Origin of the sequence: Actinomyces sp. SKVG-SVH-4(1) (genome assembly GCF_048514265.1) — a bacterium.
Taxonomy (GTDB): domain Bacteria; phylum Actinomycetota; class Actinomycetes; order Actinomycetales; family Actinomycetaceae; genus Actinomyces; species Actinomyces oris.
This window is the reverse complement of the sequence record NZ_JBGEVE010000004.1, coordinates 47,280-70,393: the sequence shown is the minus strand read 5'-3', so window position 1 is coordinate 70,393 and position 23,114 is coordinate 47,280. Positions and strand designations below refer to the sequence as shown.

The 23,114-nt window shown below is 68.7% G+C and carries 18 protein-coding genes and 1 pseudogene; 8 read left to right on the top strand and 11 right to left on the bottom strand.

Features of this window, described 5'->3' with window-relative positions:
• Window positions 1-25 precede the first annotated feature (25 nt).
• The 8 genes from AB7V09_RS04940 to AB7V09_RS04905 form a co-directional block, all read right to left on the bottom strand.
• Window positions 26-1,561, bottom strand: coding sequence for a hypothetical protein (locus tag AB7V09_RS04940; protein ID WP_419143099.1), 1,536 nt, complete (start codon window positions 1,559-1,561; stop codon window positions 26-28).
• A gap of 206 nt (window positions 1,562-1,767) precedes the next feature.
• Window positions 1,768-2,643, bottom strand: coding sequence for a tryptophan synthase subunit alpha (trpA, locus tag AB7V09_RS04935; RefSeq protein WP_419143098.1), 876 nt, complete (start codon window positions 2,641-2,643; stop codon window positions 1,768-1,770).
• Between the two features lies 1 nt (window position 2,644).
• Entirely contained in the window at window positions 2,645-4,912 is a 2,268-nt protein-coding gene (gene trpB / locus AB7V09_RS04930) for a tryptophan synthase subunit beta (RefSeq protein ID WP_419143097.1), read from the bottom strand.
• 9 nt (window positions 4,913-4,921) lie between these two features.
• On the bottom strand, window positions 4,922-6,010 hold the full coding sequence (gene trpD / locus AB7V09_RS04925) for an anthranilate phosphoribosyltransferase (protein ID WP_419143096.1): 1,089 nt from the start codon (window positions 6,008-6,010) through the stop codon (window positions 4,922-4,924).
• Window positions 6,011-6,123: 113 nt separating this feature from the next.
• Window positions 6,124-6,831 (bottom strand): anthranilate synthase component II, encoded by a 708-nt coding sequence (locus tag AB7V09_RS04920; RefSeq protein ID WP_419143095.1) that lies wholly within the window; start codon window positions 6,829-6,831, stop codon window positions 6,124-6,126.
• A 3-nt stretch (window positions 6,832-6,834) separates the two neighbouring features.
• A complete protein-coding gene (locus tag AB7V09_RS04915) occupies window positions 6,835-8,604 on the bottom strand; it encodes an anthranilate synthase component 1 (protein WP_419143094.1) in 1,770 nt (589 codons plus the stop codon).
• A gap of 274 nt (window positions 8,605-8,878) precedes the next feature.
• A complete protein-coding gene (locus AB7V09_RS04910; RefSeq protein WP_419143093.1) occupies window positions 8,879-10,492 on the bottom strand; it encodes a S8 family peptidase in 1,614 nt (537 codons plus the stop codon).
• A gap of 157 nt (window positions 10,493-10,649) precedes the next feature.
• A complete protein-coding gene (locus AB7V09_RS04905) occupies window positions 10,650-11,138 on the bottom strand; it encodes a DedA family protein (RefSeq protein WP_419143092.1) in 489 nt (162 codons plus the stop codon).
• 212 nt (window positions 11,139-11,350) lie between these two features.
• On the opposite strand from AB7V09_RS04905, the gene lepA reads away from it, so the two are divergent.
• The 5 genes from lepA to hemW all read left to right on the top strand — a co-directional run bounded on the left by lepA (window position 11,351) and on the right by hemW (window position 17,828).
• Window positions 11,351-13,234: a translation elongation factor 4 gene (gene lepA, locus AB7V09_RS04900; protein WP_004565118.1), complete on the top strand. Its 1,884-nt coding sequence runs from the start codon at window positions 11,351-11,353 to the stop codon at window positions 13,232-13,234.
• Between the two features lie 95 nt (window positions 13,235-13,329).
• Window positions 13,330-14,145 (top strand): MOSC domain-containing protein, encoded by an 816-nt coding sequence (locus tag AB7V09_RS04895; protein WP_101558324.1) that lies wholly within the window; start codon window positions 13,330-13,332, stop codon window positions 14,143-14,145.
• Between the two features lie 76 nt (window positions 14,146-14,221).
• Window positions 14,222-15,232 carry a tRNA (guanosine(46)-N7)-methyltransferase TrmB gene (trmB, locus tag AB7V09_RS04890; RefSeq protein WP_419143091.1) on the top strand — a complete coding sequence of 337 codons (1,011 nt, stop codon included), beginning with the start codon at window positions 14,222-14,224 and terminating at the stop codon, window positions 15,230-15,232.
• Window positions 15,229-16,545 carry a CynX/NimT family MFS transporter gene (locus tag AB7V09_RS04885; RefSeq protein ID WP_419143090.1) on the top strand — a complete coding sequence of 439 codons (1,317 nt, stop codon included), beginning with the start codon at window positions 15,229-15,231 and terminating at the stop codon, window positions 16,543-16,545. The genes trmB and AB7V09_RS04885 overlap by 4 nt, the downstream gene beginning before the upstream one ends.
• A complete protein-coding gene (gene hemW / locus AB7V09_RS04880) occupies window positions 16,542-17,828 on the top strand; it encodes a radical SAM family heme chaperone HemW (RefSeq protein WP_419143089.1) in 1,287 nt (428 codons plus the stop codon). Before AB7V09_RS04885 ends, hemW begins: the two co-directional genes overlap by 4 nt.
• 27 nt (window positions 17,829-17,855) lie before the next feature.
• Here hemW and AB7V09_RS04875 read toward each other — a convergent pair whose 3' ends face one another.
• From AB7V09_RS04875 to AB7V09_RS04865, 3 genes and pseudogenes are all read right to left on the bottom strand, one after another.
• Window positions 17,856-18,821, bottom strand: coding sequence for an ImmA/IrrE family metallo-endopeptidase (locus AB7V09_RS04875; protein WP_419143088.1), 966 nt, complete (start codon window positions 18,819-18,821; stop codon window positions 17,856-17,858).
• A gap of 158 nt (window positions 18,822-18,979) precedes the next feature.
• Window positions 18,980-19,681 carry a hypothetical protein gene (locus AB7V09_RS04870; RefSeq protein WP_419143087.1) on the bottom strand — a complete coding sequence of 234 codons (702 nt, stop codon included), beginning with the start codon at window positions 19,679-19,681 and terminating at the stop codon, window positions 18,980-18,982.
• A gap of 180 nt (window positions 19,682-19,861) precedes the next feature.
• Window positions 19,862-20,209: pseudogene (locus AB7V09_RS04865) on the bottom strand (IS110 family transposase); the annotation flags it as partial.
• Window positions 20,210-20,544: 335 nt separating this feature from the next.
• Here AB7V09_RS04865 and AB7V09_RS04860 point away from each other — a divergent pair.
• The 3 genes from AB7V09_RS04860 (at window position 20,545) to hemH (ending at window position 23,114) form a co-directional block, all read left to right on the top strand.
• On the top strand, window positions 20,545-20,937 hold the full coding sequence (locus AB7V09_RS04860) for a hypothetical protein (RefSeq protein WP_314157953.1): 393 nt from the start codon (window positions 20,545-20,547) through the stop codon (window positions 20,935-20,937).
• A gap of 342 nt (window positions 20,938-21,279) precedes the next feature.
• Window positions 21,280-21,825, top strand: coding sequence for a hypothetical protein (locus AB7V09_RS04855; RefSeq protein WP_419143086.1), 546 nt, complete (start codon window positions 21,280-21,282; stop codon window positions 21,823-21,825).
• 245 nt (window positions 21,826-22,070) lie between these two features.
• A complete protein-coding gene (gene hemH / locus AB7V09_RS04850) occupies window positions 22,071-23,114 on the top strand; it encodes a ferrochelatase (protein WP_075414234.1) in 1,044 nt (347 codons plus the stop codon).

The following is a 23,114-nucleotide window of genomic DNA, read 5'->3' as shown; positions in this document are numbered from 1 at the left end:
CGGGCTGATCGACCTGAGCTCGTGCTCAGTTCTTCGTGCGCGTCACGACGGTGCAGGCCGAGTAGGTGCCGGGCTCAACCCCGTCGCTGCCGACGACGTCGATCTGGGTGGTCAGTCCCTTGGAGGGGTCCTTGGGGTCGCAGGTGCCCAGGGACTTCCACGTGTCCTCGGTGACCGCCTCGGCCTTGACCTCGTAGAAGGCGGTGAAGGTCATCGTGGTCGAGGAGTGGGCGTACAGGGTGTCGCTCGTGGACAGGGGTATGGAGCCATCGGGCTGGAGCGCGTAGTCGTCCATACTGATCCACCATGGGACGCCACTGTCCAACACGTACATGAAGCTGAAGCCGGCCGGGATCGGGGGGTGCAGGACGATATTGGAGGTGTGGCCGTCGGCGTCGGTAGTGTTGGTGAAGGTGACGGAGTAGCCGACCTCGACCTCGTAGGTGCCGGTGGGGGCGGCCTCAACTCCGCGATCAGTGGGCTCGACCTTCACCTCGCTGATGGGGCGATCCTTGGTGAAGTCACTGGAGAAGGTCTGCTTGCCGGTGGTCAGTGCGGCCTTGACCGTGTTGCGTCCCGTGACGCCGGTCAGGTCGACCTGGCAGGTGATCTCCTTGCCCTGAGGGACCTTCGCCGCTCCGCTGGAGACCGTGAGGTTCTCGGCCGGTCCGGTGGCGGAGACGACCTTGCCTCCGAAGGAGGTCAGGTCGCAGGTCAGGGTGCCCACCTGTGCCTGTCCTCTGGATCTGCCGGCGGAGATGGTGAAGTTGGACAGGGGTGTGGTGGAGTCGTTCCGCGCCGTCATGGTGAAGCGGGAGGTGTCCTTGGCGGCGCCGTCGACCGCGACCTCCTGGGTGGACACGGTGGCGTGAGCCTCGCTGGCAGCCGGCTTCTTGGCTGTCGCGGTGGGCGTGAGAACCAGGCTGCCCGTGGAGGTCGTGATCTTCGGGCTGAAGGTGTAGCTGCGCGCGTCCGCGCCGGGAGCCACGACTGTGGTCCCCAGGTCCAGGTCGAGATAGGAGCTCTGGTCCCGGGCGGTGTCGAAGTCGACCTCGTAGGTCAGGCTCAGGTGCTCAGGAGTGCAGGAAGCGGCTGTGACCGAGCCGGCGCTGTCCCCGTGATGGTTGTAGTACAGGTGGTCGAAGAAACCCAGGCCGGAGTCGGCCAGCTTCGATACGGGCTCGTCCTTGCCTCTGTCAATGTAGAAGGCACTGGTCCCGGCCACCCTGTCGCCGTCCGGAGAGGGGCAGGACCAGGTCCACTGACCCGGCACGGAGTCGGCCTCAATGGTGACGGTGGTCGATGAGTTCGGGGCGACGGTCGAGGGGACTCGGACACCCCAGCTCAGGCAGCCCTCGGCACTGTCGGAGCCGTGGCAGCCGGCGCCGGCGGGATGATAGTGCCCCTCCACGGTGATTCCTGGGCTCGGGGTGGCGGTTGGGACGGCTGCGCTCACCGGAGAGGCGACGGCGCCGATGGTGAGCAGGGGAAGAGCCGTGGCGACACCCAGGAGACGCCGCCACGGACGAGTGGATGGGAGAGATGGGACGTGCATGAGCATGCCTTTCACTGAAATGAATCGGAAGGGACGCCGACCGGTCCTTTAATATATCTCTGAACACAGTGCTATGGAAATGGCGAAGTGCTTCTTCTGCCGCACTTTCCCTGCCTTCACGAAAGGAATAGACAAAGGTCGGTTGCGCCCAGCTTTCGGCGCAACCGACCTTTGTCGTGGCTCTTCGCGGTTCGTCTGCCAGACTTCGCCCGTCAGTGCGGGCGCGTGGCCTCCTTCATCGTGGCGGTGAAGGTGACCAGGTCACTGCGCAGCGCTCCGAGCGCGTAGTGACGACGCTCCTCGTTACCGCCTGCGCCGTTGTTGCCGCTGGCGGCCGCCATGATCTCGGGGGCGTAGCGCTCCACGATCTTGACCGTGGCCGATCCACTGATGGCGCCGTCGGCACCGGCTGCGATGGCCTCGGCGACCTGCTCGGGCGTGGAGATGCCGAAGCCCAGCATCACTGGTGCGGCGGCGTCGGCGCGTAGGCGCTCCACCGACTCGGCCAGCCCCACGGTGGAGGAGGCCCGCTCGGTGCCGGTCACCCCCACCCGGGAGACGGCGTAGACGTAACCGCGTGAGGCCGCCGCCACTGCGTCCAGAGTCTCGGCCGCGGCCGACGGCGGGGCGATGTAGACGGCGTCGACACCGGCCTCCTCGGCGGCCCGGCTGAAGGGGGCCGACTCGCGGATCGGGACGTCGGGCAGCAGCACCGAGTCGATGCCGGCCTGCGCGCACTCGGAGTAGAAGCGCTCCAGGCCCATGGCGAAGGGCACGTTGCCGTAGATGAGCATGCCGATGGGCAGCCGCGGGTGGCGCCGGCGCACCCGCCGAACCACCTCCAGGCAGTCCTGGAAACCCACACCCGCGGCCAGGGCCCGCACATGGGCCTTCTGGATCGTGGGGCCGTCGGCGACCGGGTCGGTGAAGGGCACGCCGAGCTCGAGGGCGTCGGCCCCACCGGCGATGAGCGCCTCGATGACGGCCTCGCTGGTGTCCGGGTCGGGGTCGCCGACCATGACGAAGGGGACGAAAGCGCCCTCGCCGCGCTCCTTGAGGGCGGCGAACATCGCGGGATAACGACTCATCTCAGAACTCCTCATCCGGGCCGGCGTCCGGGCTGGTGCCCCTGGCGGCGTTCAGACCCGCGTACTCGGTGCGCTTGCCCATCTGCTCCACCATGCGCGAGGCCCTGGCCACGGCGCCGTCAGTGGAGAAGGAGCCGCCCAGCCTCGCCTGCACCTGGTCGAGATCCTTGTCCCCACGGCCCGACAGGCACACCAGTAGGATCGGGGGCTCCTCGCCGTCGGGCGCCTGGCGGGCCATGGCCAGGGCCTGAGCCAGCGCGTGGGCCGACTCCACCGCGGGGATGATCCCCTCGTGGCGCGACAGCAGGCGGAATGCCTCGATCGCCTCGTCGTCACTGATGCCCACGTAGCGGGCCCGGCCGGTGTCCGACAGCCAGGCGTGCTCGGGCCCCACGCCCGGGTAGTCCAGGCCCGCCGAGACCGAGAAGGACTCCTCGACCTGCCCCTCCGAGGTGCGCATGAGGTAGCTGCGCGCCCCGTGGAGGATCCCCACCAGCCCCTTGTTGATGGGGGCGCCGTGGCGGGAGGTGTCCAGGCCCTCACCGGCCGGCTCAACCCCGATGAGCTCGACCCCGGGGTCATCGATGAACTCGGCGAACATGCCGATCGCGTTCGAGCCGCCGCCCACGCAGGCGATGACCGAGTCCGGCAGCCGCCCCGTCAGGCCCAGGACCTGGGCGCGGGCCTCCCGGGAGATGACCCGGTGGTACTCACGCACGATCGTGGGGAAGGGGTGAGGCCCGGCCGCCGTGCCCAGCAGGTAGTGGGTGTCGGCGAAGGAGGCCGTCCAGTCGCGCAGCGCCTCGTTGACGGCGTCCTTGAGCGTGCCCGCACCACTGTCCACCGGGACCACCGTGGCGCCCATGAGCTCCATGCGCTCGACATTGGGCGCCTGACGCACGACGTCGGTGGCCCCCATGTAGATGGTGCAGTCCAGGCCCAGCAGAGCGCAGACCATGGCGGTGGCCGTCCCGTGCTGGCCCGCGCCGGTCTCGGCGATGATGCGCCGCTTACCCATCCGCTTGGCCAGGAGGGCCTGCCCCAGAACCTGGTTGCCCTTGTGGGCGCCACCATGGACCAGGTCCTCGCGCTTGAGCAGGATGCGGGCGTTGCCCTCCAGTGGCAGGTTGCGCAGCTCGGTGACCGCCGTGGGACGCCCCAGGTAACGGGTCATGAGCGTCTCCAGCTCGGCGGCGAAGGCCGGATCGGCCTGGGCGTCGATGAAGGCGTCCTCGAGCTGGTCCAGCGCCGGGATGAGCAGCTCGGGCACGAACTGGCCCCCGTAGGGTCCGAAGAAGGCCGGCAGGCGCGGGTGGTGCCCCGTCTCCTGGCCGTCCCGGTCCAGGGCCGACGACGACGCGCCCTCACCCTGAGGCAGCGGTACCGCGGTGGCCAGCTGACGAGCGGCCTCGGCCGGATCCGGGGCCCCGGACAGGGACGAGCCCACCAGGAGGGCGTCCACCAGGCCCGACAGGCGCCGCACGTCCTCGGCAGCACCGACCCCCGACTCACCCACAAGCACCACCCCGGCCGGGGCCAGGGGAGCCATCTCCTCGGTGCGCGCCAGATCCGTCTCCAAGGTGCGCAGGTCACGGTTGTTGATGCCGATGACCTCCGCCCCCAGGGCCGAGGCACGATGCATCTCCTGAGGCGTGGAGACCTCCGTGAGCACCTCCATGCCCAGGCTGTGGGCCAGCTCGGCCAGCTCGCGGTAGACGTCGTCGGGCACCACCGAGAGCATGAGCAGGACCGCGTCCGCCCCCAGGCTGCGAGCCGCCAGCACCTGGACCTCATCGACGATGAAGTCCTTGCACAGGACGGGCACATCCACCACCTCGCGCACAGCCGCCAGGTCGTCGAAGGAGCCGTTGAAACGATCGGGCTCGGTGAGCACCGAGACCGCGGCCGCGTAGGGCGCGTACTGGGCGGCCAGCGAAGCCGGGTCGTAGTCGGAGCGGATGGTGCCGCGCGAGGGCGAGGCCGCCTTGCACTCCATGATGAGAGCAGGCTGCGGGCTACGGCCCTGGCCGCTACGGGTGCGCAGGGCGGCCGCGAAGGAGCGCTGCGAGCGCTCCAGGTCCTCAGCTCTCAGGTGCCCGAAACGGGCGCGCAGCTCATCAATGCGCTCGCGGCGCGCCTGGACGATGGAGTCCAGGACGGTGCCCGTGGCGATGAGGCGCGCCTCGACCGGCTCACGGTGGGTGCGCTCGCCAGGGCCTGCGCCATCGGGTGACGCGGCGGGGACGGGGGCGGTGTCGGGGGTGGTCACGGCTTCTCCTCAGGCCGTCTCAGTGGCGAGGTCACTGGCTTTGGTCATGGACTCCAGGTGGCGGGCCACGCCACCGGAAAGGATCTGCTCCAGGGCCGCCGCAGAGCCGTCGGCGAGGCTGTCGGCCCGGCCGGTGAGGTACAGCAGGGCACCGGCATTGACAGCGATCGCGTCGCGGTGGGCGGGCCGTCCCTCACCCGAGACGGCCTCGCGCAGCAGGCGGGCGTTGTCGGCCGGCTCCCCGCCCAGCAGGTCGGCCAGCTCGTAGGCGGGCACCCCCAGATCCGCAGGCGTGACCTCGTAGGCCCGCACCCCGTCGGGCGTCGCCTCACGCACGAGGGTCGGCCCGTGGACGGCGATCTCGTCCAGGCCCGAGCCGTGGACCACGAGCGCGCGCTCGCGCCCCAGCTGGACCATGGCCTCAGCGATCATGTCCAGCATGCCCGGGTCCCACACGCCCATGAGCTGGAAGGTCAGGTGGGCCGGGTTCACCAACGGCCCCAGGACATTGAAGATCGTGGGCGTGGCCAGCGCCTTGCGCACCGGGGCCACGTGCCGCATCGCCGGGTGGTAGGCCTGGGCGAACAGGAAGGTGAAGTGGTCACGGGCCAACAGCTCGACCGCCGTGGCCGGCTCCACGTCCAGCGGCAGCCCCAGCTCGGCGATGACATCGGCCGCCCCCGTCCTGGAGGACACGGCCCGGTTGCCGTGCTTGGCCACTGCGACCCCCATTGAGGCGGCCACCAGGCCCGCCCCCGTGGAGATGTTGATCGTGCCCACGCCGTCGCCCCCGGTGCCCACGACGTCCACCAGCGGAAAGGACACCGACGGGAAGTCCCGGGCCACCTGGCGGAAGGCGCTCGCGGCCCCGGCGACCTCCTGGGGCTCCTCACCGCGGGCGTGCAGCGCCGCCAGCAGCGCCGCCGTCTCCACCTCGGACAGCTCGCCGGCACCCAGGGCCGCGAAGACCGCGGAGGCCTGCTCGCGGCTCAGGCGCCGTCCCTGCACCACCTCTCGCAGCAGCTCGTGCGCCTCCTGCGCCGTGGCGGCAGGCGCGGCCTGCGCAGCGGCCGGGGCCGCGCTGTTGGTCTGACTCATCGGTCTGTAGCTCCTTCGCAGGTGGTTGAGGCTGGTCGAGCGCCCGGGGGTGATTCTGCCCGAACGGCGGCTCCGACGTCGGTATGTGCGGGCCGACGGGGCGCAGGTGTGGCTCAGGGGGTTCGGGCCAGGCCGGCGGTGACGGCCTTGAGCAGGGCCGGGCCCTGCGGGGTGAGGATCGACTCGGGGTGGAACTGCAGCCCGACCGCGGGCAGCGACCGGTGCCTGGCCGCCATGACGATGCCACCGCTTGGGTCCTCGTCCGTCTGGGTAGTCCGGGCAAGGCTGACAAGTGCCTCAGGAAGTGTGCGCGTGCCCAGGGAGTGGTAGCGGGCCACATCCAGCGGACCGCCGTCGAGGACCGCGAAGGCCTCGTCCGCGCGTCCCGCCTCAGTGACCTCGAGGCGGTCGGAGCGGCCGTGGACCGGGCCGACCGGGGCGACCCGCCCGCCGCAGGCCTCGACCAGGGCCTGGAACCCCAGGCAGATGCCCAGCGTGGGGATCGCCTCGTCCAGGGCGGTGGCGATGAGCTCCATGAGGCAGCCCGACGTCGCCGGGTAGCCCGGCCCGGGGGACAGGCACAGGACCGGGCGCCGCCCTGCCTGGCGCTCGGCCTCGGTGGGCTCCAGGGCGGCGAGCACCCGGGAGGCCGGCACGTTGTTGCGGTAGACCTCGATCTGGGAGCCGAGGGTCGCGAACTGGTCGACGAGGTTGTAGACGAAGGAGTCGCGGTTGTCGAGCAGAACCACTCGAGCCGGTGCCGGTGCCTCGGCACGACTCCCGGCGGCCTGTGCGGTGCTCTGGCTGCTGGTGAAGGGCATGGGTCAGGCATCCTCTCCGGTCTGGTTGCCAGCCTGGTTGCCGGTTTGGTCGATGACGAGGGCGGCGCCCTGCGCGGCGGCGACCGCCTCCAGGACGGCGCGGGCCTTGTGGACGGTCTCGGCTGCCTCGGCGGCCGGGGAGGAGGCCGCCACGACACCGGCCCCGGCCTGGACCAGGGCGGTGCCGGCGGACACGAAGCCGGAGCGGATGACGATGCAGGTGTCCAGCTCCCCGTCACCGCGGATGTACCCCACCGAGCCGCCGTAAGAGCCGCGACGCACTCCTTCGGCCTGGCGGATGAGCTCGGCGGCCCGCAGCTTGGGGGCCCCGGTGAGGGTGCCCATCGTCATGGAGGCGCGGAAGGCGTCCAGGGCGTCGAGGTCCTCGGCCAGCTCGCCGGAGACCTCCGAGACCAGGTGCATCACTCGGCTGTAGCGGTCCACGCGCAGCAGGTCCTGCACACTGCGGGTGCCCGGACGGCTGACCCGGGCGACGTCGTTACGAGCCAGGTCCACGAGCATGACGTGCTCGGCGACCTCCTTGGCATCGGTGCGCAGCTCCAGCTCCAGGCGGGTGTCTCGCTCGTGATCCACCGAGCCGTCGGGGTGCAGCCCGCGCGGCCGGGTCCCGGCGATGGGGCGGATGGCGACCCGGCCGCTGCGCACCGAGTACAGCAGTGCCGACTCCGGGGAGGCGCCGAAGAGCTCGAAGTCCGGGGTGGCCAGGTAGAACATGTAGGGGCTGGGGTTGGCGTGGCGCAGCACGTGGTAGGCGGCCAGCGCATCGGGGCAGTCAATGGTGAAGCCGCGCGAGGGCACCACCTGGTAGACGTCGCCGTCGGCGATGTATCCGCGCATCTCCTCCACGACCGCCTCGAAGTCGGCGTCGGAGACGGTGGGCACCGCGTGCAGGACGGGGGAGTCGGGGCCACCGGCCGGTGCCTCAATGGCTGTGTCGGCAGCTGCGTCGGCGCTGGCGGCTGGGTCGTCGATCCCGTCGATGGCGGTGGCCAACGCCTCCATGCGCCGCTCCAGGTCGGCGGCGTCGACCGAGGCCCCCACGAGGGTCGCCTCCTGGGTGGGGTGGTCGACGACCAGGATGATGCGGGCGTCGTAGAAGAGGTAGTCGGGGCAGGTGTTGGCGCCCTGGTCCACCTCGGGCAGGGACTCGAAGGTGGACAGGTAGTCGAAGGCGAAGGCCCCCGCCTCCAGTGGCAGGTGGGGGTGGTCGACCTCTGCCCGGGCCAGGAGGCGCAGCGGCTCGATCGTGGACAGGGCGGTGAGCCGCTCGCGCTCCTCGACGGTCGGGTCGTCGTCGCAGATCGTGGGCAGGCTCAGAGCCAGCCGGCCGGGGCGGCGGTCGGTGACGTGCTCGGCCAGCCCCTCCTCAAGACGAGCCAGAGCCGCCAGACCATCGGCCCCGGGGCCCCCTCCGTCGACGGCGTCCAGCGCCTCAGCCATCACGGTCCCGCCCCAGCACGTCAGCCTGGCCGAGGCCTCCAGGACGGCGACCGTGGTACGGGAGGCCTTGGTGGTGATGTCGGCGCTCTCCAGCAGAACGCAGTCCACTGGCCGCACGGGGCCGCCCTGCGCGGCCGGGCCCGTAGTGGTGCGCAGCAGACCGGAGCAAGTCAGCTGCTCCAGCAGGGCGCCGCCGTCGGCGTGGTAGCGCACTGAGCGCGTCAGCACAGTGGGTGAGACGGTGGGCGAGGCGGCTGACGGTGCGGCCTCGGGGGCAGTGTCTGGCACGGAGTCGGGCACGGTGGGTGACATGGGGCCTCTTTCCTGAGATCGGGGTTCAGGCGGGCCTCTCACTCATGCGTCGGGCGGGCCCGCGGTGAGCGAGCCGGAAGGTCCTAACGCGTCAGGATGATGGCGGCTCGCCTCGAGGGGAGCCACCACCACTGGCGGTCACGGAACGCTGTCATGGCACCGAGGGTAGAACGATGTGATGACGTGACCAAATCGTCGGCCGGAGATGAGACGCCTGCCCGCACCGGTCGTGTGGCGTGCACAGGCATCGGTGCGGCTCAGGTGCTCGTCCGCGTCAGTTGCCCAGGCGGAGGGTTCTTCTACCGGAGGTGGCACTGGGCTTGGCGCTGGGCTTGCTGCTGGGTTTGGCGCTCTTGCTGCCCGCCTCGGCGACGGCGGAGGCTGCGTTGACGATGCCGGCGCCGCAGGACTTTCGGTCGCACTTGGCCATGGGGGTGGCCGTGTTCTGCAGGATGCTGACGACCTCCGCGGTCTTCAGATCGGGGTTGGCGGCCAGCATCAGCGCGATGGTCCCGGAGACGTGGGGAGCCGCCTGACTGGTGCCTATCATGAAGGAGTAAGCGGGGGCCTGTGGGGCTGTCGGCGACTCGTCGGTCGTGGACAGGATCTCGGGGCTGGTCTTGCTGGCCTCTCCACCGGGGGCGGAGATCTCGACGGTGTCACCGTAGTTCGAGAAGGACGAGCGGGTCCCGGTGCTCGTGGTGGCACCGACGGTGATGACGTTCTCGCAGCTGGCAGGATTGACGTTACCGGCGTCCTCATCACTGTTGCCGGCGGCGGCGACGATGATGGAGCCGCGTGCGACAGCGGAATCGATTGTCTTCTGCAGGAAGCGTGTGCACGCGCCAGGGCCGCCCAGGCTCATATTGATGACCTGGGCACGGTTCTTGTTGACCGGTACGCCGTTGACCTTGCCACCGGAGGCCCAGGTGATGGCGTCGACGAGGTTGGCGCCGTCGGAGCCGCAGCGGCCCAGGAAGCGGATGGGCACGATCTTGGCGTCCGGGGCGACACCCGCGACACCATCGCCGTTGTTCGTGCGCGCGGCGATGGTGCCGGCTACATGGGAACCGTGCCAGGTCGACTGCTGGCCCTTGTCCCGGTGCTTGCTGCCGCCGTCATAGGCGGGGCACTCACCCGGTTCGGACCAGTCCCCCTCGTCGGAGGGATCGGCGTCGTAGCCGTCGTTGTCACGGGCGCTCTCGGCGTCGGAGATGAAGTCGTAGCCCGGCAGGAGCTGGCCCTTGAGGTCTGGGTGGTCGGTCAGGATGCCGGAGTCGATGACGGCGACCGTGACGCCCTTGCCGGTGGACTGCGACCAGGCGTTGGTGGCGTTGATTCCGTAGGAGCCCGAGGTCATGTCCCACTGTTTGGAGAAGTAGGGGTCGTTGGGGACATTGCGGTCCTGGGCGGAGGTGTCGCCCAGGGCGGTGACGTGAATATCGGGTTCGACGGCCTCGATGCCGTCAGCGGCCTCGAGCGTGGAGATGAACTCCTTGACCTGATCCACGGTGAGCTTACCACTCAGCTTCACGGCCGCTGTGCTCATGGCGTGAGCGGTCACGCTCTCCAGCTTGACCGAGAACTTTCCCGCGGCGGCGGTCAGCGCCTCCTTGTCCTTGGCGGGCAGGGAGTTGAGGACGTTCTCGCCGTAGGCCTTCGCGGAGGCGATGACCTTGCCCGCCGCCGAGTTCTCGGCGTAAGAGATGATGAAGCGGTCACTGGGCTCGGTGACCTTCGCCGCGTTGCCGTGGGCCGAGGCCGATGCCGCGGCGGTGGCCTTGTGTCCGCCGAGGACTCCGGCGCGAACCAGGCCGACGGCGATGAGACAGACTGTCGCGACGGAGGCGACGACGATGAGCAGGACGCGTTTTCTGCTGAGGGTCATGGTGGGGAGGCTTTCGGTAAGGACGTCTCGGGACAGGGAGTGCACAGGAACCCCGAATGCGACGATTCTGGCATGAGACTGCGGAACAGGCTCACCCGTGAGTGTGGGGAGGCCTCCCCAGCGGGCTGTGCGGACAGAGATGCCAGAGCTGCCCGGGTCAGACGCGCTCGCGGCGCGGGCCGCCCCGGCCTGCTCGCATGACCCGACTGCGGCGAATGACCACGACAAGCGCCAGGGCCGTGAGCATCAGGAGGCAGATGAGACGCCCCGTCGGTCCGGTCAGCCAGGCCGTCAGGATCGCCATGCCGATGGTCGTGTAGACGGCGGCCCAGGCGATCGCCCCGGCGGCCGTGGCCGCCACGTAGCGGCGCAGCGGCATGCGGGCCACTCCCGCGGAGAGCTGGATGACGCTCTGGATGCCGACGGTCAGGAAGGACGCCGGCACTGCCAGCACGCCCCAGCGCGCCGACCACGCCTGGGCGCGGGCGTACACGGGGGACTCGAGCAACGAGACCCACCGGGTGCGCGCGGTCCCCGCCGTGATACCCCGGCCGATCCAGTACATGGTGTGCGAACGCATCATGGCCAGGCACCAGAAGAACAGGAAGACCCAGGGATAGGGCAGGGAGTGGATCCGTTCCAGCATGCGAGGAAGGCTAACCTAAGTCAACTGGTGCCCGGTGGCGGGCTCGCCTGTGCCCGTGCTGACGCCTGCGCCCGCGGGAGGCGTGGGGAACCGGCGCGTGGCCGCACCTCACACTGTGGGTTGGCCCGGCGGGCTGGGGCGGCGGGCCGCCGTCGTGGGAGACTTGGGCCAGACCCATGCCGGATATGAGGAAGAGCCAGGAACCGATCTCCGTGTCACCGATCCCCACACCAGAGCAGATGACCAGCGTCCAGCCCGCCGCCACCGAGCAGGCCCGGCTGCGCAACTTCTGCATCATCGCGCACATCGACCACGGCAAGTCCACCCTGGCCGACCGCATGCTCCAGGCCACCGGCGTCGTCCAGCCCCGCGACATGCGGGCCCAGTACCTGGACCGCATGGACATCGAGCGCGAGCGCGGCATCACCATCAAGTCCCAGGCCGTGCGCATGCCCTGGGCCATTGAGGGCGACGACGGCGTCACGCGCGCCTACGCCCTCAACATGATCGACACCCCCGGGCACGTCGACTTCTCCTACGAGGTCAACCGCTCCCTGGCGGCCTGCGAGGGCGCGGTCCTCCTGGTCGACGCCGCCCAGGGCATCCAGGCCCAGACCCTGGCCAACCTCTACATGGCCATCGAGGGGGACCTGACCATCATCCCGGTCCTCAACAAGATCGACCTGCCCGCCGCCGAGCCGGAGAAGCACGCCGAGGAGATCGCCTCCCTCATCGGCTGCGACGTCGACGACGTCCTCAAGGTCTCAGGCAAGACCGGCCAGGGCGTGCCCGAGCTGCTCGACCGGATCGTCGAGACCGTCCCACCCCCGCACGGCGACCCCGAGGCCCCGGCCCGCGCCATGATCTTCGACTCCGTCTACGACACCTACCGCGGCGTGGTCACCTACGTGCGCGTCGTCGACGGCGCCCTCAAGCCCCGCGAGCGCATCGAGATGCTCTCCACCAAGGCCGTCCACGACCTGCTGGAGATCGGCGTCATCAGCCCCGAGCCCACGCCGTCGGCCGGCCTGGGGGCAGGCGAGGTCGGCTACCTCATCACCGGGGTCAAGGACGTGCGCCAGTCCAAGGTCGGTGACACGGTCACCTCCGCGGCGGCCCCGGCCGACGAGCCCCTGTCGGGCTACCAGGACCCCAAGCCCATGGTCTTCTCCGGCCTGTTCCCGGTGGACGGCTCGGACTTCCCGGCTCTGCGCGACGCCCTGGACAAGCTCAAGCTCAACGACGCCGCCCTGACCTACGAGCCGGAGACCTCCGTGGCCCTGGGCTTCGGCTTCCGCTGCGGCTACCTGGGCCTGCTTCACCTGGAGATCATCCGCGAGCGTCTGGAGCGCGAGTTCAACCTGGACATCATCTCCACCGCCCCCTCCGTGGTCTACGAGGTGACGATGGAGGACCGCAGCACGCACACGGTGACCAACCCCAGCGAGTTCCCCGAGGGCAAGGTCTCCTCCGTCTCCGAGCCGGTGGTGCGGGCCACGATCCTGACCCCCAGCGAGTTCGTGGGCACGGTCATGGAGCTGTGCCAGTCGCGCCGCGGCACCATGCAGGGCATGGACTACCTTTCCGAGTCCCGCGTGGAGATGCACTACGTGCTGCCGCTGGCGGAGATCGTTTTCGACTTCTTCGACGCCCTGAAGTCGCGCACCCGCGGCTACGCCTCCCTGGACTACGAGGCGGACGGCTCCCAGGACGCCAACCTGGTCAAGGTCGACATCCTGCTCAACGGGGACAAGGTGGACGCCTTCAGCGCCATCGTCCACCGCGACTCGGCCTACTCCTACGGCGTCATGATGACCAAGCGTCTCAAGGACCTCATCCCGCGTCAGCAGTTCGAGGTCCCCGTGCAGGCGGCCATCGGCACCCGCGTCATCGCCCGCGAGACCATCCGGGCGCTGCGCAAGGACATGCTCGCCAAGTGCTACGGCGGTGACATCACCCGTAAGCGCAAGCTGCTGGAGAAGCAGAAGGAGGGCAAGAAGCGTATGAAGGCCATCGGCCGGGTCGAGGTGCCTCAGGAGGCCTTCATCGCGGCCCTCGGCGCGGACACTCCCACCGGCGCCAAGCCGGGCAAGTAGCGCAGCCGGCGGGCACGAGCAGGATCGAGCAGGGCTGAGTAGGACCGAGTAGTACCAGGACGGCGCCGGCGGACGACGGAAGGACGGCTGCGGACATGAGTGACACGAGCAGGCAGACCACGGTTGATGCTGCCCTGAGCGACGACGGCTCCGGCCTGGTCCTGACCCGGGAGCTGGCCCGGGTCCTGGGTGAGCCCCACGCCGGTGCGGACGGGCGCCACCAGGACGAGCCCTCACCGTTCCACGACGGCGACCTGGTGGGAACCGTCGGCGCGGTATGCACCGTCAAGGGGCTGCGGCCCGACGCCGGAGCGGCAGGTGTCTCGGCGATCCACAAGGGCGCCGTCGACGGGCCGGTTGAGGTGAGCCGGACCGGGATCGTCACCGACAGGCACGGGGACCGCGCCCACCACGGTGGCACTGACAAGGCCCTCTACGTCATGAGCGCCGCCGAGCAGCGTCACTGGTCCGAGGTCCTGGGCGGTATTGAGCCGGGGCGGCTGGGGGAGAACCTCCTCATCGAGGGCGACATCGACGACGTGGAGATCGGCGCGATCCTGTCCATCGGCGACCCGAGCAACGCAGGACTGCGGGTCAGGGTGACCGGCGTGCGCAACCCGTGCGCCACCTTCGCCCGCGGTGTGGGCCGTGCGGACTGGGTGGAGGTCTTCTCGGCGCGCAACCGGGTGGGCGTCTACCTGGCGGTGCTCACCGAGGGGACGGTGCAGGCCGGCGACGAGGTGCGCGTGGTCTCCTCCCCGGGGCACCGGGTCACCTGCAGGCGCTGGTTCGCCCACCACGACCCGCGCGACGCCCAGGGACTGCTCAACTCCGAGATCTTCGGCAACTGCGTCATCGCCGACTTCACCAAGAAGTACGTGCGGGCCGCCGCCCACGAGCAGGTCGGCTGATGGCGCCGCTGGGTGCCCGACGACCCCGGGCAGACGGTTTCGAGACCTCACAGAAGTAAAGGACGCAAGGCTCCGCATGGCTCAGCACCACCCGCCCCGCTCCCACGCCATCCACTCCAGGGTGCGCTCCTTCTCGCGCGCCGGCGGCAGGCTGCGCCCCGTCCAGGCCGAGGCCCTGGCCCAGCTCGGCCCCCGCTACGTGGTCGACGTGCCTCGGGCCGACGCCGTGCGCACCGTGTCCCCGAGCTTCCGCCTCGATCCGGAGAAGGTCTTCGGGCACATGGGTCAGGTGCGGCCGCTGATCGTCGAGGTCGGCTCGGGCAGCGGGGAGGCGCTCCTGGCACATGCCGCCGCCCACCCGGGGGTGGACTACCTGGCGGTGGAGGTCTGGGAGACCGCCATCGCCCGCCTGGTGACCTCGATCCACCGTCAGGGCCTGCACAACGTGCGCGTCGTCCCCGCCGACGCCTCCCAGCTGCTGGCCACGGCCCTGCCGGTGTCCTGCGCCAGCGAGGTGTGGGTGTTCTTCCCCGACCCCTGGCGCAAGCCCCGCCACCGCAAGCGCCGCCTGGTGACCACGGCCTTCGCCGACTCGGTGGCCCGGGTGCTGCGTCCGGGCGGGGTGTGGCGCCTGGCCACCGACTGGGCGGACTACGCCTGGCAGATGCGCGACGTCATCGAGGCCGTGGCGGCGCTGCCCACGGGCCTGCGCCCGGACATCACTCTGCCCTACTTCCGGCATGACGACGCCGGTGCCCGCCCCGACCTGGGGGCCGAGACTGCCGAGGAGGGCAGCCTGGGCAACGGTCTGGACCCGGGATCCCCGGCGGGTGTGCGCGGCGGGTGGTCGCCCCGTTACGAGGGGCGGGTCATGACCCGCTTCGAGCAGCGGGGCCTGGATGCCGGGCGCACGATCCGCGACCTGACCGCAGTGCGCACCGAAGCGGGCTGGATCCCCGAGCGCGGCGCCTCCATGTTGGATCACCTCGAGGCCGAGGGACAGGCCTGGAACCACCTGGAGTCCCAGCCCTGGCGCCTGCGTGAGGGACGCGGCGACGGCCTGCTGCACCCGGCGGACCGGTCGTGAGTGCAGCTGCCAGGCTGCCCCGCCGCGCCTGGCTCATGGTCATCGTCGCCGGCTTCCTCGGGTTCTGCGCGGTCCTGCGGGCACCGGTCGGCGTCATCCCGCCCCTGCTGACGCGCCTGGGGCAGGACCTGGGGATGGGGGAGGTGGCGCGCGGCGCACTGACCTCCGTGCCGATCCTGTGCTTCGGGCTGCTCACCCCGCTGGCCTCGATGGTGGTGCGCCGCGTCGGCATCAACACCGCGGGCCTGCTCACCCTGGTCATGGCTCTGGCCGGGGCGCTGCTGCGCTCGGCCGGCACCACCTGGGCGGCCTTCGCCGGAACCGTCATCATCGGTGCGGGGCTGACGGTGGGCAACCTGGTGGCGCCCATGGTCATCGGCCGCGACTTCTGGCACCGCACCTCACTCATGACGGGCCTGTACTCCTCGACCTGCAACGTTATCGTCACTGCTGCCACCGCCCTGGCCGTGCCGCTGGCCCTCGTCATCGGCTGGCAGGGCTCGGCCGCCGCCTGGACCGCCATCCCGGTACTGCTGGCCGGTGCCATGTGGCTGTGGGTCTTCCCGCCCGGCAGCCAGGCGCCCCGGCAGAGCCTGCGGGAGCGATCGGGCATGACCTCCTGGGTGACGGAGCGCTCCCTGGCCCGTCCGACGTCGTCGACCGGTACCGCCGTCTGGAAACGCCCCCTGACCTGGGTGATGGCGGTGGCCTTCGCGGCCCAGACCTTCTCCTACTACGCGATCTCGGGGTGGCTGCCCACGGCCCTGGTCGACGAGCTCTCCATGAGCGAGTCCGGTGCGGGTGTCGCCGCCTCCGTGTTCTCCCTGCTGGGAATCGTGGGACCCCTGCTGGTCCCGGTCATGTTCGAGGCGCTGGGGTGGCCTGCCAGCAGGGTCCTGGGCGTCATCTGCGCCTGCTGGCTCATGCTGCCGGTCTGCCTGACGGTGGCCCCCGCCTACTGGCTGGTGCCCTGCATGTTCTCCGGCATTGCGCACGGCGCCTTCTTCGCCGCCCTGTTCACCCTGGTCATCCGTCGCTCGGAGTCGGTTGACGAGAACCGCCGGACCACCGCCGTCATCCAGACGACCGGCTACTGCCTGGCCGCCACGGGGCCGGTGGTCATGGGCTGGGTCCATGAGCACAGTGGCGGCTGGGTGGCCCCTTTCGCCATGGTCGTGGGGGTGCTGGTGCTCATGACCGTGTGCGCCCAGATCGCGGCCCGCGCCGGCGACTCCGGCAGGCCCGAGCCGGCCATTCCCGCCGGCGTCCTGTCCGGCGAGGATGAGCAGGCCGAGCAAGGCGGCGACCAGTGAGCCCGGCCCAGCCAGTGGGGGAGCCACTGCCGGGGTTGGGGGAGCTGCCGGTGCAGGTGGCCGCGTCCGCACCGGACGGCAGCGAGCGCCCGTTCTCGGTGTATCTGCACGTGCCCTACTGCCGGGTGCGTTGCGGCTACTGCGACTTCAACACCTACACGAACCTGGCCATGGGGCAGGGCGCCTCGGCCGAGGACTTCGTGGGAACCCTCGCCGGCGAGCTGCGCGCCGCCCGCCGCGCCATGGACGAGGCGGGCCTGCCGGTGCGCGCTGCGCAGACCGTTTTCGTGGGCGGAGGAACCCCCACCATGCTGCCCGCCGCCGATCTGGTGAGCATGCTGGATCTGGTGCGCGAGTGCTTCGGGCTCGCAGCAGACGCGGAGGTGACCACGGAGGCCAACCCGGACTCCGTGGACGAGGCCGGCCTGGCGGCCCTGGCCGAAGGCGGCTTCACCCGCGTCTCCTTCGGGATGCAGTCGGCCGTGCCCCACGTGCTGAAGGTCCTGGAGCGCACCCATGAGCCTGCCCGGGTGCCCCGCGTGGTGGAGTGGGCACGGCGGGCGGGCCTCAGCACCTCCTTGGACCTCATCTACGGGGCGCCGGGGGAGTCCCTGGAGGACTGGCAGCGCTCCCTGGAGGCGGTGACCCGCATCGGCCCGGACCACGTGAGCGCCTACGCCTTGGTCATCGAGGAGGGCACTCGCATGTGGGGGCAGGTGCGCCGCGGGGAGCTGCCGATGCCCGAGGACGACGACGAGGCCATCAAGTACGAGATGGCCGACGCCGCCCTGGGGCGGGCCGGCTACGAGTGCTACGAGATCTCCAACTGGGCTCGGCCCGGCTCCGAGTGCCGTCACAACCAGGCCTACTGGCTGGACTGGGACTGGTGGGGAGCCGGGCCCGGAGCTCACTCCCACCTGGGGGACGTGCGCCTGTGGAACACCAAGCACCCGGTCGCCTGGGCCGGGCAGATCGCCACCGGTCACCTGCCTGTGGCCGGGCACGAGGTCATTGATGCCGACTCCCGCGAGCTGGAGCGGATCATGCTGGGTATCCGGCTGCGCGAGGGCATCGAGCTGGCGAGCCTCGGGAACCGGCCGGACTGCCCCTCAGCAGACCGGCCTGACGTGGCTGGAGCCACCCCGCCGCACCTGGTACCCGTCGTGGCCGGACTTGTGGCCGACGGGCTGCTCGATGCCGGCGCGGCCATGCGGGGCCGGGCGGTCCTCACCCTGCGCGGTCGTCTCATGGCCGACACCGTCACCCGCGCCCTGACTCGATGATCCCAACCAAGGTACTGCTGAATCGAGTTACTTCACAATCTGAAGTTTTGGCCTGACAGCCGGGTCCTTCTCGCTGTCCAGATCTTCGATGCTGAATTCCGTGCCCGGAGCCGGGGCTGCGTGAAGTGCTTGGCCGAGCATAAAACCAGTAACATCTTCAGGGCGTTGACCGATTGTCCTGGCCCAGTCCGAGACTGAGAGTCCCCGAGACCTGAGATGATCATTGACTGTGCTGAAGACTCGTGATTTCTCGTAGGGGAGTGTGCTGCCCGGCTCCCCTTGATGGAAGCCTCGTGTGGTGAGCGCAGCGAGCATCTGACGGTATCCCCAGTCCGACAGCACTCCTGCGTCGTAGATCGAACGCGCCGTTGCGATGGCCGACGTTCCGTAGGTGCTCTTGATCTTCATCAGAGTATCGAGTGACGGAGGACTTGACAGCTTGGCACGCAAGGCCTCTGTGGGAAGCAGGAACTCGGCGGCAAAGATATTCGCTTCATGCTCGATCTGGCGGTCTGTCGACTCTTCGGTTCTGGTGACATCTGAGTGGAGTACCAAGTGGCCGATCTCGTGTGCCAGATCGAAACGTGAACGCTCCGCTGTCTTGACTCGGGACAGGAAGATGAAGGGGCGTCCCTCCGCTGACCAGAAACTGAATGCATCCACTTTGACGTCCTCCAATGGAATTCCGAGGACCCTGATGCCGTGAGCCTCAGCCATCTGCACCAGATTTGGAGCAGGCCCCAGGCCCATTCCCCATGCCAGACGCAGAGCCATAGCTGCCTCTTGAGGTGAGTTGCGAAACTCGGTGTCGATCAGGCTGAGGGCGGGTGTCCTAAAATGTTTGGAGACGGATCTGTAGAACTCGACGCCAAGTGCTCCGAAGGCTGTTGAACGACGCAGTAAGGCGGATGGAGAACGTCGTCGTGCCCGGAAGAACACCTGTTTCTCTTCCAGTAGGTCAATCTCCTTGGTCGAGAAGAACTCAGGCGGCATCCCTGTGATGGTGGCGATCTGATGCAACCTCGATGAGGGGGGGCCCGTAGACTCCCATGTTGTTACTGTGCGAGGTGTCGTCCCGGCTTTGTGGGCCAGCGCTGACTTGGACAGTCCTGCCCTCTGTCTGGCCAGGGTGACTCGCGATGCCTCGAGTGTCATGAGATAGCGGTGATCTCGAAGTCCACGTCCTGTGTGGCTGAATAGGACTGCATGTCGTCTCCGGAAGACAATTCAGTATATCCTGAGAGGTCTTGTGTGGGAAGAATGATTCGCGTCTCCCACTGGGTAACGAAGCCTTTGTCGCATTCTATCGGCAGTGACAGCTCCAGGCGTAACTCATTGCTGGCTCGGTCCCAGAAATAGAGTAGGACCCAGGTTTGCAGGTTGGCGAAAACTGTATCCTCATCTCCAGGTCCGAGGTTGAGTCGACACTGCGTGTATCTTGGAGCGCTACTCTTTGCCGCGTTGTTTTCGATCTCATTGGCGAATTTGGGTCCTTTGAGGTGCACATTGCGCGGGTTGCCGTTCGCGTGAGCAGTCTGTGAGTCGCCGCCAACTGCTGCGATTGCCATGGTTCCGTCTGGGCTGACCGATCGGGGAGCGTTGGCGATGTCATGGTGCTTCCAGTTCTCGTCGTTGAGCTGTTTGCGCAGCGCTCCCACGATTTTCGACCAGATGGAGATTCCGAAGGCGATCGCCGGCTCGAAATGTGAGTAGCCGGCGACTGCGCTCTGCAGCCCCTCAACGCAGGGCTGAGTGAGTTTGGAGGGGGTCAGGCCCATCGTGCGGAGTTCCTGCTCGGCCGCCGTTCCGGTGATGACTCGTGTGTGCGGTAGCTGTGTGATGGGCTGAGTCATGAGGGCCTCCCGGAGCCTCGAACGAGTGGACGGAACCAGAAGTTACCACAGGTGAGCGCACAGAACCGGAAGTGGCAGGGGGGCTGTTGTGGTGTGTCAAGCGGCTACGGGTGGCTGTGTTGATGAATGGGGGTCGTAGAGAATGTCGTTGCGGATCATGGCGTGGAGGATCAGGATGTGGCGGTGGGCCTGGGCGATGACGGCAGCGTCCTTGGTGTCGGTGTCCTTGCCGTCGGTCTTGGTGCTGCCCGGTGTCAGGTTAGCGATTCGTCTCATGGACAGTCCGGGCAGGTAGCCCACGGTGATGCCCATGTCCTGAGCCACCGCCACGGTCAGGGCCCCGATGGTGGCGGGCTGATCGACCACCACCAGCAGGTTCCCATGATCAGCCAGCTTCTTGTAGAGAGCACGCAGGCGCTCCTCGTCGTCGGGCAGGGCCCTGTTGAAGACCTTCCAGCCCTGGGCCGTGGCCCAGTGCTCGCTCCTTGACGACGCCCAGTGCCGATGAAGACCTCGATTCCTCGATATTCATCTTCGTGCCGCCTCTCGCTGCATGGGTGCAGAGCCAGACGGTGGACGACCGGTCCCGCACCCACGGCTGCGAAAGACTTCACGCTCGATGGGTCGTTCCCCTTATCAGCGGTCACCAGCGCCCTGACCCAGTGAGCCCGCAAGGCGGTGACTGCTGGAGGCAGGGAGGCGAGAGCGTCCTGTGCTGCTGGCCGCAGAGAGGTCTACCTCGCGAAGCGACTCTTTGCGAGAGGATCCGTGTGTTGAGGGGCGGTTCTACCCATCGTGCTTCGCGGGCGAAACAGTAGGCTGACGGCAGGTCAATAGCTGGGCGGAATCGAAGGGGGACGGTTATGACGATGACACCTGAGGCGCAGATCCTTCTCAGAGTGCCGGCGAACCATCTCGACCGTCCCGCTTCTGCGTTGGAGCGGTTCATCTCGCTGCCCGCCATTCTCACTGGTGCGCGGGGGCGTGTGGCTCGTGGAGGGCATCTGCTGGTCACCACCACGGGGCTCGTCTTCGAGCCGCACTCCATGAATCTCAACAGTGAGCGAAGTCGGCTGCGTATCCCCATCGCTGACATCCTTGCTGTGCGCCCCAGGGTCGTCATCCTTCACGTCACCGTAGTTATCTCGACCGCACGGGGAGGCGATCTGGAGTTTGTGACGTGGAATAGGAAGAAGGTCCTTGCGGCGATCCAGCAGGCGCGGGCCGCTCACGGTCTACCTCTTCTGATGCAGTGATATTTTCAGTGTAGTGTCAGGGAGTTGTGGCAATCTGATGGGATGACTACTCCATAGTATCCAGGTTACCCAGACGACGGTTCCCAGGCTGGTGGCATCCCTCAGGGAACAGGTACCCCCGGCTACGGGCCGCAACCAGGCTACGATCCCCGGGCCGGGAGCGTTCCGGACTACGGGGCGCAGCCCGGCTACGGAGCCGGCCCCGACCCTCAACAGCAACCCGGATATGGACCCCAATCCGCGGCCGCTCCGGGCTACGGTCCCCAGCCGGGTGAGGTGCCGGGCTACGGCCCTCAGCCCGGTATGGGTGCCAGCGGAGGGATGCCTCCGTATCCTCCAGGCGTGATGGGGGGCGCGCCGATGAGTGTCGGTGACGGCATGTCCTGGGCGTGGTCCAAGTTCAAGGAGAATGCGCTCATTCTCGTTGTGGGGATGGGCCTGTGGACTGTTCTTTCCAGCTTCACTGTAGAGGCCCACTACACTGTCAACGGAGAGGAGCACGGCTTCAGCCTGGGAGTTCCCTACGGAAACTACATCGCCTTCGCTATTGGTCTCTTCGCTAGTATCGTGACCACTCACATGGCGATCAAGGTGGCCACCGGGAGACCCTTGGCCTGGGGTGACCTGTTCACTTTCCCGAACTTCGGTGCGAGCCTTCTCGCAGCTTTTCTCACGTGGCTCGCCACGTCCGTGGGCTCCCTCCTGTGTGTTGTTCCGGGCATTATCGCGGCCTTCCTCTTCCACTACTCGGTGTACTTCACTGTGGACAAGGGGATGGACGGCATTGCCGGAATGAAGGCGTCCTGGGCCACCCTGTCCAGTCATGTGGGAGAGCTCTTCCCCTTCGCCCTGACCGGAGCCGGCCTCTACCTTGTTGTGGCGTACTGACAGTGTTCGGCTGGCTCGTGACGGTCCCGCTGGTGATGCTCCTGTCCGCCTACTCCTACGTGCGCATCCAGGGCTACGACGTCGTCCGCTGAATCTCTTCAGGCCCCCTCAGCGCCCCGCTCGTCTCAGCCGGCGGGGCGCGGACTCGTTGCGAGCCGGAGGGCGTGCCCGCTCGGCTAGAGTGAGGCCGACGTCGCTCAACACCGTCGTCGTCGAGAACGATCCTGCCCCTCCCAAGGACCTCCGTGCCCCTGAGCCCCACCGCCTCCGACCCTCGTGGCGCGGACGAGCGTCCCGCCCTCATCCTGGCCAACCTCGGCACGCCGTCGGCCCCCACGGCCAGGGCTGTCCGGCCCTTCCTGCGGGAGTTCCTCTCCGACCGCCGGATCGTTGAGATGCACCCCCTCCTGTGGCGGCCCGTCCTGGAGGGCATCATCCTGCGGGTGCGCCCTCGCGCGTCGGCGGCGAAGTACGCCACCATCTGGCGCCCCGGGGAGGAGGCCAGCCGCTCGGGCTCCCCGCTCATGCACTACAGCGAGCGCCAGGGCGAGCTGCTTCAGGAAGAGCTCGGCGAATCGGTCCAGGTGCGTATCGCCATGCGCTACGGGCAGCCAGCCCTGCGCCGCGTCATGGGTGAGCTCATGGAGGCCGGCTGCCGCAGGATCGCCCTCATCCCGCTCTACCCGCAGTACGCCGCCTCCTCGGCCGGCACCGTCGTCGATGAGGCCGCCCGCTTCATCCTGGCCTCCCGCAACCAGCCCGAGCTGCGCACCATCCGCTCCTTCGAGATGGCGCCCGCCTACATCGAGGCCCTCGCCACCGCACTGGAGCAGCACTGGCAGGTCCACGGCCGCCCCGACCCGGCTGCCGGCGAGCGCCTCCTGCTGTCCTTCCACTCCATCCCCCAGGCCATGCACGACGCCGGAGACCCCTACCGCTCCGAGTGCGAGCGCACCGCCCAGCTCCTCTCCCGGCGACTCGACCTGCCCGATGGCCTCGCCCAGCTCACCTTCCAGTCCGTCTTCGGGCCCGCCGCCTGGATCGGACCGGCCACCATTGACACGGTCGACGATCTCGGCCGCGCCGGATGCCCCCGCCTCGATGTCATCTGCCCCGGCTTCGTCTCCGACTGCCTGGAGACTCTCGAGGAGATCAACCAGCTCAACCGCGAGACCTTCACCACTGCCGGGGGCGGCAGCTTCCACTACATCCCCTGGGGCAACGACTCCGACGGCGCCATCGCCACCCTGGCTCAGCAGGCCAGAAAGGTACTGGCCGGCTGGATCTGA